This window comes from Pseudonocardia sp. (assembly GCF_050250275.1).
Classification (GTDB): Bacteria; Actinomycetota; Actinomycetes; order Mycobacteriales; family Pseudonocardiaceae; genus Pseudonocardia.
Map to the genome: position 1 here is coordinate 132,608 of NZ_JBFWOY010000005.1, position 14,100 is coordinate 146,707.

Below are 14,100 nucleotides of genomic sequence, written 5' to 3' on the forward strand. Positions count from 1 at the left end.
GTTGCCTCCCGGCCACGCACGAGGTCGGCCTCACAGCCACGCGCGAAGCCGGCGCAGCGCCTCGGTGATGTCGTCGGTGCCGCCGGCGAAGGAGAACCGGATGAACCGGTTGCCGTCGACGGGGTCGAAGTCCACCCCCGGGGCGACGGCCACCCCGGTCTCGGCGAGGAGCTCGTAGGTCAGCGCCATCGAGTCCCCGGACAGGTGCGACACGTCCGCGTAGACGTAGAAGGCGCCGTCGGCCGGGGCGAGCCGGTCGATGCCCAGCTCGCGCAGCCCGTCGAGCAGCAGGCCGCGGTTGTGGGCGTAGCGCTCGACGTGACCGTCGACCTCCACGTACGACTCCGGGGTGAACGCCGCCAGCGCCGCGTGCTGCGGCAAGGCCGGCGGGCACACGGTGAAGTTGCCCGTCAGCCGGTCGACGGCCCGGCGCAGCCGCGGAGGCACCACCAGCCAGCCCAGCCGCCAGCCCGTCATCGAGAAGTACTTCGAGAACGAGTTGACGACGATCGCCTCCCGCGACGTCGACCAGGCGCACGAGGTCGCGGGCGACCCGGCGTAGCCGATGCCGTGGTAGATCTCGTCGCTGACGAACTGGACGCCGTTGCCCTCGCACCACGCGGCGAGCGCGGCCAGCTCCGCCGGGTCGAGCACCGTCCCGGTGGGGTTGGCGGGGCTTGCGACGATCAGCCCCGCGACGGGACCGTCGAGCGCCTCGAGCATCTCGACGGTCGGCTGGAACCGTGTCTCCGGCCCGCACGGCAGCTCGACGACCTCGCAGCCCAGGGCGGTGAGGATGTTGCGGTAGCAGGGGTAGCCGGGCCGGGCGAGCGCGACGCGGTCGCCCGCGTCGAACGCGGCGAGGAACGCCAGGAGGAACCCGCCCGACGAGCCGGTGGTGACGACGACGTCGTCGGCGTCGATCGTGAGGTCGTAGACCTTCGCGTAGTGCCCGGCGACCGCCTCGCGCAGCGGCTCGATCCCCAGGGCGACGGTGTAGCCGAGCACCTCGGTCTCCAGCGCCTTCGCGGCCGCGGCGCGGACCGCTTCCGGGGCGGGTGTCGACGGCTGCCCGGCGGAGAGGTTGACGAGGTCGCCGTGGCTGCGGGCCCGCTCGGCCGCGGCCTGCCACACGTCCATGACGTGGAAGGGCGGGATCTGCGAGCGCAGCGCTTCGGGGCGCGGACCGGTCACGTCCCGAGACTAGGAGACGCCCGGCCCCGACCGCGTCCCCCGGGTCCGCGCGCAACCTCACGGTCCTGATCCGCCGCCGCGACGACAGTGGGGTTGCGCGCGAAGAACGGTGCGCAACCTCGTTGCTGTGATCCGGCCGCCGCGGCGGGCGGGCCGGGGTCAGGCCCGGGCCGGGATCGCGATCTCGCCGCGGGCGGCGCGAGCGGCGATGTCGGTGCGGTGGTGCGAGCCGGGGAGGTTGACCCCCGCGAGCCGCGCGTAGGCGTCGGCGCGGGCGGCGTGGAGGTCGTCGCCGGTGCCCACGACCGAGAGGACCCGGCCGCCCGCGGAGACGACGGCACCGTCGTCGCGACGGCGGGTCCCGGCGTGCAGGACGCCCTCGGCGTCGGCACCGGTGATCACGTCGCCGAGGCGCGGGACGCCGGGGTAGCCCTCGGCGGCGACGACGACGGTGACGGCGGAGCCGTCGGCCCACTCCAGGGCGGGGGCGTCGGCGAGGGCGCCGGTGGCGACGGCACGCAGCAGCCCGGCGAGCGGGGTGCGCAGCAGGGCCAGGACGACCTGGGTCTCGGGGTCGCCGAAGCGGCAGTTGAACTCGATGACCGACGGACCGTCGGAGGTCATGGCCAGGCCGGCGTAGAGCAGCCCGGAGAACGGGACGTCGCGGCGGGCCATCTCGTCGGCGACGGGCTGCACGACGCGGGCGACGATGTCGGCGACCCCGGCCTCGTCGAGCCAGGGCAGCGGGGCGTAGGCGCCCATGCCTCCGGTGTTGGGGCCGGAGTCCTCGTCGCCGACGCGCTTGAAGTCCTGCGCGGGCGCGAGCGGGACGACGGTGGTGCCGTCGACCAGGCAGAACAGCGACGCCTCGGGGCCGTCGAGGAACGACTCCAGCAGCACGGGGTGGCCGCCGTCGAGCAGCGCCGCGGCGTGCGCGCGGGCGATCTCGCGGTCCTCGGTGACGACGACGCCCTTGCCGGCGGCCAGCCCGTCGTCCTTGACCACGTAGGGCGGGGTGAAGCGGTCGAGCGCCGCGTCGAGCAGCGCGGGGCTGTCGACGATCTCGCAGCCCGCGGTGGCCACCCCGGCCGCGGTCATGACGTCCTTGGCGAAGCTCTTGGAGCCCTCGATGCGGGCCGCGGCGGCCCCGGGGCCGAAGCAGTCGATGCCGGCGGCGCGCACGGCGTCGGCGACGCCCGCGACGAGCGGCACCTCGGGGCCGACGACCACGAGGTCGGCCGACCAGTCGCGGGCCAGCGCGACGACGGCCGCGGCGTCGACGACGTCGACACCGCGCTGTTCGGCGACGGCCGCGGTTCCGGCGTTGCCGGGCGCGCACGCCAGAGCCGTGACCGCGGGGTCGGACGCCATGCTCAGGACGAGGGCGTGCTCTCGGGCTCCAGAGCCGATCACCAGGACTCGCACGGTCGGCAAGGGTAGAGGCCCGTCGCGGGTGGGCGGGCACCGCATGCCCGGATTCGGACGCGGGTCACAGCGCGGCCCACCGCACGTTCACCGTCACGACGGCGCCCGGACGGCTCCCGTCGCCCCGTCGTACGCTCCGTGACCCCAGACTGACCCGATCATCGACCTGTCAGGAGGGGAGCCGGTGGTCGACCTCGGTTCCGGTGCCACGAAACCCCTGGTCATCGCCCATCGGGGGGCGTCGGGGTACCGGCCTGAGCACACCTTGGCCGCGTACGAGCTGGGGGTCCGCCTGGGTGCCGACGCGCTCGAGCCGGACCTGGTGAGCACGGCCGACGGGGTGCTCGTCGCCCGGCACGAGCCGGAGATCGGGCGGACGACCGACATCGGGTCGCGCCCGGAGTTCGCCGACCGCCGGACGACGAAGACCGTCGACGGCGTCACGCACGAGGGCTGGTTCGTCGACGACCTGACGGCGGCGGAGCTGCGGACGTTGCGCGCGGTGGAGCGCATCCCGGACGTGCGGCGGCGCAACACGTTGCACGACGGCCGCCACGCCATCGCGACCTTCGAGGACATCCTGGAGCTGCGGGCGCGGCTGTCGGCGGAGACGGGCCGGGCGATCGGGTTGTTCCCGGAGATCAAGCACTCCGGCTGGTTCGCGGCGCGTGGGCTGCCGATCGAGCCGGCGCTGGTCGACGCGCTGGACCGGCACGGCCTGAACCGACCGGGGTCGCCGGTGTGGGTGCAGTCGTTCGAGACGGCGAACCTGGTTGCGTTGCGGGGGGCGCTGCGGACGGGCCTGGTCCAGCTGCTCGACGACCACGGGTCGCCCGCGGACCTGGTGGCGGCGGGTGACCCGCGCACGTTCGCCGACCTCGCGACGCCGGCCGGGTTCGCGGGGATCGCCCGCTACGCCGACGCGGTGGGTGCGGCGAAGCGGCTGGTGGATCCGCTGTTGGTGGCAGAGGCCCACGACCACGGGTTGTCGGTCCTGGTGTTCACGCTGCGCAACGAGAACCGGTTCCTGCCGGCCGACCTGCGCCGCCCCGGCCACGACGGGGTGTGGCACGACGACGACTACGGTGACGCGTTCGCCGAGTGCGAGCGCTACCTGCGCCTGGGCGTGGAGGGTGTGTTCAGCGACCACCCGGACACGGCGGTCGCGGTGCGGGACGCGCTGGTCGCGCCCCTGCTCAGCTGATCGACGACACGAAGTCCCGCAACAGGGTCCGGACCTGGCCCGGGCGTTCCTGGTGCGGGAAGTGCCCTGCCCGGTGGAGGACGTGCTGCTGCAGGCCCGCCCCGGCCCACTGTGCGGACGCGGCGGCCGTGGCGGGCAGGACGCAAGGGTCGTCGGCACCGTGGATGGTGAGCACGGGCGCGGTCACGGGCGTCGAGACGGCGGCCGCGAACCGGCGCCCCTCGGCGCGCAGCTGCGAGCGCATCGCCCACCGGTAGTACTCCATCGAGGTGTGCGCGACGGCCCCGATCCGGATGGCGGACCTGTTGCGGGTGACCGCGTCGGCGAAGTCGTCGGTGGTGGTCCAGTCGTGCCCCGACCAGCGCCGCATGATCGTCTCGACGCGGGCGCCGTCGTCGGCGCGCAGCGAGCGTTCGGGCAGCCGCGGGAGCTGGAAGCCGAGCGCGTAGGAGGCGGTGGCCCGGCCCTGGCCGCGGGGGTCGCGCCAGAACGCGCGCCGGAACGCCAGGGGGTGCGCCGCACCGACGACGCCCAGCCCGGCGACGAGGCGCGGGTGCAGCGCGGCGAGCGTCCAGGCGACGAAGCCGCCCCAGTCGTGCCCGACGACGGTGGCGCGTTCCTCGCCGAGCGCGCGGATCAGCCCGGCGACGTCACCGGCGAGGGTCCACAGGTCGTAGCCGCGGGGCGGCTTGTCGGAGTCGCCGTAGCCGCGCAGGTCGACGGCGACGGCCCGGTACCCGGCGGCGGCGAGGTCGGGGAGCTGGTGGCGCCACGACCACCAGAACTCGGGGAACCCGTGCAGCAGCACCACCAGCGGGCCGCTGCCGGCCTCGACGACGTGCAGCCGGATCCCGTTGGCGGACACGTCACGATGCGTCCAGGGACCCTCGATCCGGACGACAGACGGGTCCGGCCCCCGCCGCCGTGCGCCCACCTGTCAGGTCAGCTCGGGGGTGTCCCCGGAACGGCCGCGGCTGCCGAGCACCTGGGCGGTGTCCTTCAGCGAGCTGATGGTGCGCTCGGGCTTGCGGATCTTGCGCACGCGCAGGAAGCCGAGCAGCCCGAACAGGCCGGCGACGAGGATCATCGCGCCGAAGACGATGCCGAACGCGGCGGCCCGGTTCAGCCAGATCGCCAGCAGCTCCGCCAGGGCGAAGAACAGGAAGAACAGGCTGAACAGCACGATCGTCAGTGCGACGACGAAGAAGATGCTGCCCTGAACGCCCTTCTTGACCTCGGACGTGACCTCGGCCTTGGCCAGCTCCACCTCGGAGCGGACGAGGGAGGACAGCTGTGTCGTGACGTCCTTGACGAGCGCGCCGACCGACTGGTCCTCCGGCCTCACGGGGTCGGCGGACAGCGGGATCGAAGGCAGCACAGGCGGAACGTCCCTGCCGCCGGTGTTGGTCGGGCTGGCCACCGCGGTCCCCTTCTTCTGTCCTGCTGGGAGTGGTCACGGTCCGTGGAACGGGGCCCGTGACACGTCGTGATCGGGAGCCATCGTGCCACGCCCCCATATGCAATGCCCGTTCAGGCGCAACCGTCATCCGGTCGTGACGTGGGTGGGGTCGTCGCTCCGCTGTGGACGCGCCGCCTGCGCACCAGCATTGCCGCGGCGATCAACGCGGCGGCGGCGCTCGCGACCAGGACCGCCGCCTTCGCGGCCTCTGCCGTCGCCGGGAGGTCGGCCAGCGACAGTTCGGCGATGAGCAGGCTGACGGTAAACCCGACGCCGCCGAGCATCGACACGGCGAGCATGTCGCGCCGGCCCAGCCCGCGTGGCCTGCTCGCGGGAACCAGCCGCACGACCAGCGCCGACACCCCGAAGATGCCGACGACCTTGCCGACGAGCAGGCCCACGACCACGGCGAGCGGGACGGGCTCGGTGACGACGGTCCGCAGCGCCTGCGCGCCGAGCGGCACCCCGGCGGCGAACAGCGCGAACACCGGCACGCACAGCCCGGCCGACCACGGCTGCAGCCGGTGTTCGAGGCGCACGGCGGGCGCGTCCGCCTCGCCGGGGTCGGGCCGGACGCGGGTGAGGAGGCCGAGGACGACGCCCGCGATCGTCGCGTGGATGCCGGCCTCGTGAACGGCCGCCCACATGACGACGGCGAGCGGCACGTACAGCCACGCTGCCCGGACCCGTCTGCGCTGCAGGAACCAGTACGCGACGGCGCAGCCGACGGCGACGAGGAGCGGGACGAGATGGATGCCCGCGGAGAACACCACGGCGATGACGACGATCGCGCCGAGGTCGTCGGCGACGGCGAGGCCGAGCAGGAAGATCCGGGCGGTGACGGGCAGCGTCGAGCCGGCGAGGGCGAGGACGCCGAGCGCGAACGCGATGTCGGTGGCGACGGGGATGGCCCAGGCCTGGTCCATGCCGGGGGCGCCGCGGCCGACGAGCAGCGCGAGCCCGGCGGGCACGACCATCCCGCCCAGCGCGGCGGCGATGGGCAGCAGCGCCCGCCGCGCCGACGACAGCTCCCCCACCACGAGCTCGCGCTTGAGCTCCAGCCCGACGACGAAGAAGAACACGGCGAGCAGGCCGTCGGTGGCCCACTGGCCGACGGTGAGGTCGAGCCCGAGCGCCGCCGGACCGAACCGGAAATCACGGAGGGCGAGGTACGCGTCCTGCCACGGCGAGTTCGCCCAGATCAGCGCGACCGCGGTGGCGGCGAGCAGCACCATGCCGCCGACCGTCTCGGTACGTAGGTAGCGCGCGAACTCCGACACGGGCACGGGGACACGAGGGACTCTCACGGGCGGCTCCGGGGGCAGGCATGCGGATGCGACTCGCCGACCAGACTTCCCGGCACACCGGCGTCGACCCTACCGTGCTCAGTCCGGGAAGGTCGTCCAGCGCGACGCCGCCCACAGCCCGCCCAGCAGCGCCAGCACTGCGGCGACGACGAGGACGACGGTGAGCTCGACCTCGCGGCGTTGCACGTCGACGGTGCGTGGGAGCTCCGACAGGACGCTCTGCAGCCGGTCGGCGTCGGCGGCGGCGAAGTAGCGCCCGCCCGTGGTGTCGGCGACCTCCTGCAGCGTCCCCTCGTCGGCGGTGAGATAGCCCCTGCCGCCGACTCCCCCGCCGTAGGCGCCGTAGCCGCCGACGCGCCCGTCGCCGGTGCGGCCGAGTTGCGCGGCCGTACACACCATCGACGTGGGTGTGGCGGTGCCGAAGCCGATCGGGTAGACCCGCACGCCGCGCTCGGCGGCGACCTTCGCGGCGTCGCGCGGGGTGACGCCGGTGGTGTTGGCGCCGTCGGTGAGCAGCACGACGATCTCGGGTGCGTAGGTGCCGGGCGCACGGGGCGGCGGCGGTGGCGTCCCGGGGGCGGGGTCGGCGGGGCCGACGGCGGGGTCGATCTCGGAGATGGCGTCGACCGACTTGAGGATGGCCGAGCCGATCGTCGTCCCGCGGCCGGTGGTGAGCTGCTCGAGTGCAGCGATGACGGCGTCGCGGTCGGTCGTCGGGGGCACCGCGAGCTGGGCGAACCCGGAGAACACGACGAGCCCGAGCCGGGTCTGGGAGTCCTGTTCCTCCGCGAACCGGCGGACGGCCTGCTGGGCGGCGGCAAGCCGGTTGGGGTCGACGTCGGTGGCGCACATGGAGCCGGACACGTCGAGCGCGAGGATGACCGCGGCCTGCGAGACGGGCACGTCGACCTCCGCCGTCGGCCGGGCCGCGGCCAGGCCGAGGAACGCGAGCGAGGCCAGGACCAGCGCGACCGCGGCGTGCCGTTTCCAGCCGGGGCGTTCCGGCGCGGCTGCGCGGACGACGGCGAGGCTGGAGAACCGCACCGCGTGCCGACGTCGGCGCCGCAGCTGCCACACGTACGCGCCGGCGAGCAGCGGGACGACGAGGAGCGTCACGAGCAGCCACGGCCATTGCAGGTTCATCTCAGACCACCCGCCCGGTCCAGGCCAGCGAGAGCGCGGCGCCGATCCCGAGCAGCACCATCCCGGCGACGGCGGCGAGCGCGGTCAGCTCGACCCGCCGGTTCTCGACCGTCCATTCCAGCTCGACGGCGTCGTAGACCGCGGCGAGGGCGGCGGGGTCGGCGGCGGCGTAGTAGTGGCCGTCGGTGCGGTCGGCGATCCGGCGCAGCAGCGGCTCGTCGAGCCTGGTCGCGACCTGGAAGCCGTCGATCTGCAGGACCGTCCCCCCGGGGCTGCCGAGGCCGATCGGGTAGACCTTCACCCCGGCCGTGGAGGCGATGTCGGCGACCTGCAGCGGGTCGGGCTCGGCGGTGTTCTCGCCGTCGGTGAGCAGCACGACGGCCGCGGAGCCGTGGTAGCCGAGGTCGGGTCCGGTCGGTTCGGGACCGCCGCCGCGCCCGGCGTCGGGCACCACGACCTGCCTGCCGACGATCGCCCCCAGCGCCGTCTGCAGACCGCCACCGAGAGCGGTGCCGCCCTGCGGGGCGAGCCGGTCGATGGCCGCGGCGGCGCTCGCGCGGTCGGGTGTCGGTTCCTGGATGACGACGCCGGTGGCACCGAACGCGACGACCGCGATCCGGACCGACCCGGGCTGGCGCTCGACGAACTGCTTCGCGGCGGCCTTGGCCGCGTCGAGCCGCGTCGGCGTGACGTCCCCCGCGGCCATGCTCCCCGAGACGTCGAACGCCAGCACGACGGTGCCCTCGCGGCGCGGCTGCGGGATCGAGGCCTCCGGCCGGGCCGGCCCGGCGACGAGCAGCAGCAACGCCAGCAGGAACAGCCCGGCCGGGAGCCGGCGCCGCCACGCCGACGGCCGCGCGGTGGCCACGAGCCCCTGCTCGGCGAGCGCCGCCCGCCGCGCCGCGCGGGCCCGCAGCTGTCGCACGTACCAGACGACGACCAGCGGGACGACGACGAACGCGAGCAGCGCCCACGGCCGGCCGAACGTCAGCCCTGCGTTCATCGCTCCCGGGTTCATCGCACCCGGGTTCATCGCCGGCGCCTGCGCAGCGCGGCGATCCGGAACAGGGCCCGGACCAGGTCCTCGTCGGTGGCGACCGTGAACAGGTCGAGCCCGGCGGTGCCGAGATCGGCGGCGAGCGCGGCCTGGCGGGCGTCGGCGGCGTCGCGGAGCCGGGCACGGAACGCGGCGTCGCCGGAGTCGACGAGGATGACCTCCTCGGTCTCGGCGTCCTCGACGTAGACCAGTCCGGCATCGGGCAGGTCGAACTCGCGGGGGTCGACGACCTGGACGGCGATGACGTCGTGCCGGCGGGCGAGCAGGCCGAGGGGGCGCTGCCAGCCGTCGTCGGCGAGGAAGTCCGACACCACGACGACCAGGCTGCGCCGGCGCAGGATTCCGGTGGCGGCGCGGAGCGCCCCGGCGAGATCGGTGCCGCCGCCACCTTCGCCGCGGTCGCGCAGGAGCCGCGACAGGATGCGCAGCACCTGGTTCCGCCCGCTGCCGGGCGGGATCGTCTCCCGCAGCGCACTGTCGAACAACAGCGCCCCCACCCGGTTCCCGCCGCGGGAGAGCAGCTGCGCCAGCACCGCGGCGACCTCGACGAGCACGACGTGCTTGCGCCGCTGCACCGGCCCGAAGTCCATCGACGCCGACCCGTCGAGCACCAGCCACGCCGTGACCTCGCGGTCCTCCAGGTACTCGCGGACGTGGGTGACGTCGGTGCGGGCGGTGACGTTCCAGTCGATGTGGCGCAGGTCGTCGCCGAGCTGGTACTCGCGCAGGTCGGCGACGTCGACGCCGCTGCCCCGGAACATCGTCCGGTGGTCACCCTGCAGCCGCCCGTCGAGGCGGCGCAGCACCCGCCACTCCAGGCGGCGCAGCACCCGCTCGGGTGTCAGCGGGCTCGTCATGGCGCCCTGCGGCGCGCGGGCTCGCCGACCTCCGGAGCCGACACCGTCGTGAGTACCCGGTCGAGCAGGTCGTCGGCGGCCACGTCGTCGGCGAGAGCTTCGTAGGACAGCACGACGCGGTGGCGCAGCACGTCGCGGGAGAGCTCGCGGACGTCGCCGGGCAGCGCGTAGTCGCGCCCGCGCAGGAACGCCAACGCCTTGGCACCCAGCACCATGTTGATCGACGCACGGGGGCTCGCGCCGAACGACACGTACCGCGCCAGCTCCCCCAGCCCGGCGCCGGTCAGGTCACGGGTCGCCGTCGCGAGCGCCACCGCGTACTCGATGATCCGCGGGTCGACGTACACGTCGTCGGCCTCGGACTGGAAGCGCCGCAACGTGTCCAGGTCCAGCACGGGGGTGGGCCGGGCCGGCGGGCTCGTCATCCGCTCCACGACGACGAACTCCTCCGTCGCGCTCGGGTAGCCGACGAGGACCTTGAGCATGAAGCGGTCGAGCTGCGCCTCCGGCAGCGGGTAGGTGCCCTCCGACTCGATGGGGTTCTGCGTGGCCATCACCAGGAACGGGTCGGGCGCCGGGTAGCTCTCGCGGCCGATCGTGACCTGTCGCTCCTGCATGACCTCCAACAGCGCGCTCTGCACCTTCGCAGGGGCGCGGTTGATCTCGTCGGCCAGCAGCAGGTTGGTGAACACGGGGCCGAACGACACGTCGAACCGGCTCTCGCGCTGGTTGTAGATCCGGGTGCCGACGACATCGGCCGGCACCAGGTCCGACGTGAACTGGATGCGCTGGAACTGTCCACCGACCGCGCCCGCGAGAGCCTTCACCGCCATCGTCTTCGCCAGCCCCGGGACACCCTCGACGAGGAGGTGGCCGCGGGCGAGCAGCGCGACGAGCATCCGTTCGAGCAGGGCGTCCTGCCCGACGATGGTCTTCTTGACCTCGTACAGGGTCTGCTCGAGCGGCCCGTGCGTCTCGTCGGCCATGCGTCTCCCCCGGTTCGGACTGCTACTTCATCGGTCCGCCGGCGCCGCCGGCTGCGGTGGCGATCGGGACCGCGAACCCGATCCCGACGAAGAAGTCCTCGTCGGCCGGGTTGGCCAGGCCCGTGACGATCCCGACGACCTGCCCGGCACGGTTGAGCAGCGGCCCGCCGCTGTTGCCGGGGTTGACCGCGGCGTCGAACTGGATGAGGTCGGGCAGCGTGGCCCCGCCCGGTGCGGTGATCGAGCGGCCGAGCGCCGACACCACGCCCGCGGACAGGCTGTCGCGCAGCCCCAGCGGGTTCCCGACGGCGAACACCGTGTCCCCGACCGCCGGCCCGCCCCCGAGGACGGCAGGCACGACGAGCTGCGGCAACTCGTCGACGGCGAGCACGGCGACGTCACTGGCGGGCTGCGCGTCCGCGATCCGCGCGGCGCTCGTGGTGCCGTCGGCGAACCGGACCTGGACGGCGCTCGCCCCGTCGACGACGTGCAGCGCCGTCAGTACCGCGCCGCGCGCCGACACGACGACCCCGCTGCCCAGTGCGGTCTCCGTGGATCCACCACCGGGGCGCTGCGAGGTGACCGTGACCAGCGACGGGCCGATCGCCTGGAACGCGACGGAGGCGTCGGCGGGGGCGTTGCGGGCGTCCTGGCGGGCCTTCTCGATCCCGTCCTGCACGGACCGGTCGACCTCGGCGCGGGTGGGCGGCGGCGGCGCCGACGGCATGAGGAACCAGACGAGCAACGCGGCCACCACGACCGCGGCGGCGGCGCCGATCCACCACCGGCGCCGGGGTGATGATCGTCCCGCCGCAGGCGCGGCGGTGTCGTCGATCGGGGTCGACTCGACCGGCGGCACTTCACACAGAGTACGCGGCGAATCCCCAGGTGAATGGGCTGATCGGGGGACAACAGAACCCGTGGGTGGCGATGGTCGCCAGAGCGACCATCGCCACACACGTACCCTCACTCGTTCTCGTACACCTGCATCTGGTCGTAGCGCAGGTTCCAGCCGAAGGAGTCCACCCCGGGCTCCCACTTGATCCGCGGCGACAGACCGAAGATCGTCTTGTAGTCGAAGAGGTAGATGTAAGCCGCCTCGTCACAGGCCCGCTGCAGGAGCCGGTCGTAGACGGGCTGGGCGGCCTGCTGGTCGGCGGCCGAGGTGGCCTCGGTGATCAGCTTGTCGACCTCCGGGTCGTTGAACGCGCTGGGCGGGCCCGACGACGAGTAGTAGTTCTGCAGTGCGCGGTCGACGTGCGACCGGCTGTCGACCATGCCCGCGAACGTCATGGGCGGGGCGTTCGTCTGCGACTTGATGAGCTGGGCGGAGTACACCGAGAACGGCGACAGGTACTGCAGGTTGATCTTCAGGCCGATTGCGTTGAGGCTCTGCGCGACGAGCTCGGCCACGGCGCGGTCCTCCGTGAACGCACCGGACGAGCTGATCATCTCGATCGTGCGGCCGTTCGCGCCGGCCTCGTTGACGAGCTGCTTCGCCTTCTCGGGGTCGTAGGTGTACGGCATCTTGACGTTGGAGCTGGTCCCGCCAGTGCCCATCGGCAGCGGTGTGCACTGCGACGTCGACGCGTACTGGTCGCCGAAGACCTGGGTGACGATGGCGTCGCGGTCGACGGCGTAGTTCATCGCCTGCCGCAGCTTCACGTCCTCGGTGCCGCCGGTGAGGGTGTTGAGCCGCACGAACGCCGACCACGCCGGCTTCGAGGTCGCGACGACGTTCTGCAGGCCCTTGGCCTCCAGCGGCGTGATCTCCGGTACGACGTCGACCTCGCCCGCGCTGATCGCCTGCACGCGCGTGCCGGCGTCGGGGATGAACCGCACTTCCACCGCGGTGACCTGCGGCTTGTCCCCGCGGTACTTCTCGTTGTAGGTCAGCTTCGTTCCCGTGCCAGGTGTGTAGCTGACGACCTTGTACGGACCGGTGCCGATGATCTGGTCGGGCTTGGTCGGGTCGGTCGTCGTCGGCCGGTACATGGCCGTGGTCATCAGGCGGTTGGCCAGCAGCGGCGACGCCGTCTTGGTCTTCACCCGGACGGTCGTGTCGTCGACCTTCTCCGCGCCCGCGATCGTGGACACGTCGGCGAGCTGCGTCGCGAGCTGGGGACTGACGACCCGGTTGATCGAGAAGACCGCCGAGTCGGCGTTGAACGGTGTCCCGTCGCTGAACGTGACGCCTGTCTTGAGCTTGATCTCGTAGGTCGCGTCGTCGATGCGGGTGGGCTGGCCGTCGGCGAGCAGCGGCACGATCTGGCCGCCCTTGTCGGCGATGTAGAGCGTCTCGTAGACCTGCCCCAGGCTCAGCCTCCCCCCGTTGTCGACGTTCTTGTGGAAGTCGACCTGCGCGGGCTCCGAGCCCGCCACGGCGATCGACTGGTCGGGACCGGCGAGCGACCCCTGCGGGTTGCTCGCCGTCCCCGCGTCGGAGCCCCCGCCCCCGCCGCACCCCGCAGCCACCAGCGCGGCCGCCAGGACCGCGGTCAGTACGACTTTGCGTCTCACCAGTAACACCTCTCCGTTGGGGCGTTGATCGAGGACGTGCCGGTCATGACGCCGGCAGGTCGTATCCCGAGTGCATGGCCTCGCCGCCACCGTCGACGGTGACGGCCTGGCCGGTGACGAACCCCGCGTCGTCGGACAACAGGAACAGCGCGACCGCCGCTTGCTCGGTGGGGTCGCTGGCCCGGCCCAGCGGGATGCGCGCGATGCGGCGCGCGTGCCGGTCCGGGTGCATGCGGGCGAACTCCGCCGTCATCTCGGTCATCGTCGGTCCGGGGCACAGGGCGTTGACCCGGATCGAGTGGCGGGCCCAGTCGGTCGAGAGCGACCTCGTGATGCCGACGACCGCGTGCTTGGTGACGACGTAGGAGAACGCGTTGGGCACGGCCTGGAAGCCGGCCGTCGAGGCGACGTTGAGGATCGCGCCGCCCCGCTGCCCGATCAGGGTGGGCGCCGCGGCGCGCACCAGGTGGACGATGCCGTCGACGTTGACGCCCATGTCGCGGCGGTACGCCTCGGTGGTGAGGGTGTCGGCCGAGGCCGAGGTGAACACCCCCGCGACGTTGGCGATCAGGTGCAGGCCGCCCGCCTCCAGCGCGGCGGCGACGAGCAGCTCCGACGTCGCCGAGTCGGAGATGTCGCCGGGGGCGGCGATGATCGACGGGTCCTTGGCGACGGTCTCGGCCAGCGCGTCGGCTGTCACGTCGTTGGCGACGACGGTGGCGCCCTCCCGTGCGAGGCCGAGCGCGACGGCCGCGCCGATCCCGCGCGCCGCGCCGGTGACGATCGCGACGCGGCCGGTGAAACGGTCAGACGACGGCACGGTCGGCCACCCTCCATGCGGGCGCGGGTGAGCCCGCGACGAACCGGTTGCGCATCGCGCCGATGCCCTCGACCTGGGTGACGATCTCGTCGCCCGGGCGCCCGGCGAGGTTCAGCAGGCGCATCGCG

14 protein-coding genes are annotated in these 14,100 nt (G+C 73.4%); 1 reads left to right on the forward strand and 13 read right to left on the reverse strand.

Annotated features, from left to right (window positions below):
- Nucleotides 1-30 precede the first annotated feature (30 nt).
- Both AB7F12_RS07165 and purD read right to left on the reverse strand, forming a co-directional pair.
- Nucleotides 31-1,140 (reverse strand): pyridoxal phosphate-dependent aminotransferase, encoded by a 1,110-nt coding sequence (locus AB7F12_RS07165; RefSeq protein ID WP_428500877.1) that lies wholly within the window; start codon nt 1,138-1,140, stop codon nt 31-33.
- A 213-nt stretch (nt 1,141-1,353) separates the two neighbouring features.
- Complete coding sequence (purD, locus tag AB7F12_RS07170; protein WP_428500867.1) at nt 1,354-2,619, reverse strand: phosphoribosylamine--glycine ligase; 1,266 nt, start codon at nt 2,617-2,619, stop codon at nt 1,354-1,356.
- 184 nt (nt 2,620-2,803) lie between these two features.
- On the opposite strand from purD, the gene AB7F12_RS07175 reads away from it, so the two are divergent.
- Complete coding sequence (locus AB7F12_RS07175) at nt 2,804-3,823, forward strand: glycerophosphodiester phosphodiesterase family protein (protein ID WP_428500868.1); 1,020 nt, start codon at nt 2,804-2,806, stop codon at nt 3,821-3,823.
- On the opposite strand, the gene AB7F12_RS07180 is transcribed toward AB7F12_RS07175, so the two are convergent.
- The 11 genes from AB7F12_RS07180 to AB7F12_RS07230 all read right to left on the reverse strand — a co-directional run bounded on the left by AB7F12_RS07180 (nt 3,816) and on the right by AB7F12_RS07230 (nt 14,096).
- Nucleotides 3,816-4,688 carry an alpha/beta fold hydrolase gene (locus AB7F12_RS07180; RefSeq protein ID WP_428500869.1) on the reverse strand — a complete coding sequence of 291 codons (873 nt, stop codon included), beginning with the start codon at nt 4,686-4,688 and terminating at the stop codon, nt 3,816-3,818. The genes AB7F12_RS07175 and AB7F12_RS07180 overlap by 8 nt on opposite strands.
- Nucleotides 4,689-4,760: 72 nt before the next feature.
- Nucleotides 4,761-5,201, reverse strand: coding sequence for a phage holin family protein (locus AB7F12_RS07185; RefSeq protein ID WP_428500870.1), 441 nt, complete (start codon nt 5,199-5,201; stop codon nt 4,761-4,763).
- A 152-nt stretch (nt 5,202-5,353) separates the two neighbouring features.
- Nucleotides 5,354-6,589: a Na+/H+ antiporter NhaA gene (gene nhaA, locus AB7F12_RS07190; RefSeq protein WP_428500871.1), complete on the reverse strand. Its 1,236-nt coding sequence runs from the start codon at nt 6,587-6,589 to the stop codon at nt 5,354-5,356.
- Between the two features lie 78 nt (nt 6,590-6,667).
- Nucleotides 6,668-7,732, reverse strand: a complete 1,065-nt coding sequence (locus AB7F12_RS07195) for a VWA domain-containing protein (RefSeq protein ID WP_428500872.1) — start codon at nt 7,730-7,732, stop codon at nt 6,668-6,670.
- A 1-nt stretch (nt 7,733) separates the two neighbouring features.
- Nucleotides 7,734-8,735 carry a vWA domain-containing protein gene (locus AB7F12_RS07200; protein WP_428516314.1) on the reverse strand — a complete coding sequence of 334 codons (1,002 nt, stop codon included), beginning with the start codon at nt 8,733-8,735 and terminating at the stop codon, nt 7,734-7,736.
- Nucleotides 8,736-8,761: 26 nt separating this feature from the next.
- Nucleotides 8,762-9,646, reverse strand: coding sequence for a DUF58 domain-containing protein (locus AB7F12_RS07205; RefSeq protein ID WP_428500874.1), 885 nt, complete (start codon nt 9,644-9,646; stop codon nt 8,762-8,764).
- On the reverse strand, nt 9,643-10,632 hold the full coding sequence (locus tag AB7F12_RS07210) for an AAA family ATPase (RefSeq protein WP_428500875.1): 990 nt from the start codon (nt 10,630-10,632) through the stop codon (nt 9,643-9,645). The genes AB7F12_RS07205 and AB7F12_RS07210 overlap by 4 nt, the downstream gene beginning before the upstream one ends.
- Nucleotides 10,633-10,654: 22 nt before the next feature.
- Nucleotides 10,655-11,491, reverse strand: a complete 837-nt coding sequence (locus AB7F12_RS07215) for a S1C family serine protease (protein ID WP_428500876.1) — start codon at nt 11,489-11,491, stop codon at nt 10,655-10,657.
- Between the two features lie 107 nt (nt 11,492-11,598).
- A complete protein-coding gene (locus AB7F12_RS07220) occupies nt 11,599-13,152 on the reverse strand; it encodes an ABC transporter substrate-binding protein (protein WP_428516312.1) in 1,554 nt (517 codons plus the stop codon).
- 43 nt (nt 13,153-13,195) lie between these two features.
- Complete coding sequence (locus AB7F12_RS07225) at nt 13,196-13,972, reverse strand: SDR family NAD(P)-dependent oxidoreductase (RefSeq protein WP_428499073.1); 777 nt, start codon at nt 13,970-13,972, stop codon at nt 13,196-13,198.
- The gene (locus AB7F12_RS07230) at nt 13,959-14,096 is read right to left on the reverse strand and encodes a hypothetical protein (RefSeq protein ID WP_428499074.1); all 138 of its coding nucleotides are present in this window, start codon (nt 14,094-14,096) and stop codon (nt 13,959-13,961) included. Before AB7F12_RS07230 ends, AB7F12_RS07225 begins: the two co-directional genes overlap by 14 nt.
- Nucleotides 14,097-14,100 lie beyond the last annotated feature (4 nt).

Coding starts and splice junctions, on each gene's coding strand:
- AB7F12_RS07165 (WP_428500877.1), bottom strand. CDS start 1,140: ATGGACGTGTGGCAGGCCGCGGCCGAGCGGGCCCGCAGCCACGGCGAC.
- AB7F12_RS07195 (WP_428500872.1), bottom strand. CDS start 7,732: ATGAACCTGCAATGGCCGTGGCTGCTCGTGACGCTCCTCGTCGTCCCG.
- AB7F12_RS07200 (WP_428516314.1), bottom strand. CDS start 8,735: ATGAACGCAGGGCTGACGTTCGGCCGGCCGTGGGCGCTGCTCGCGTTC.
- AB7F12_RS07205 (WP_428500874.1), bottom strand. CDS start 9,646: ATGACGAGCCCGCTGACACCCGAGCGGGTGCTGCGCCGCCTGGAGTGG.
- AB7F12_RS07210 (WP_428500875.1), bottom strand. CDS start 10,632: ATGGCCGACGAGACGCACGGGCCGCTCGAGCAGACCCTGTACGAGGTC.
- AB7F12_RS07230 (WP_428499074.1), bottom strand. CDS start 14,096: ATGCGCCTGCTGAACCTCGCCGGGCGCCCGGGCGACGAGATCGTCACC.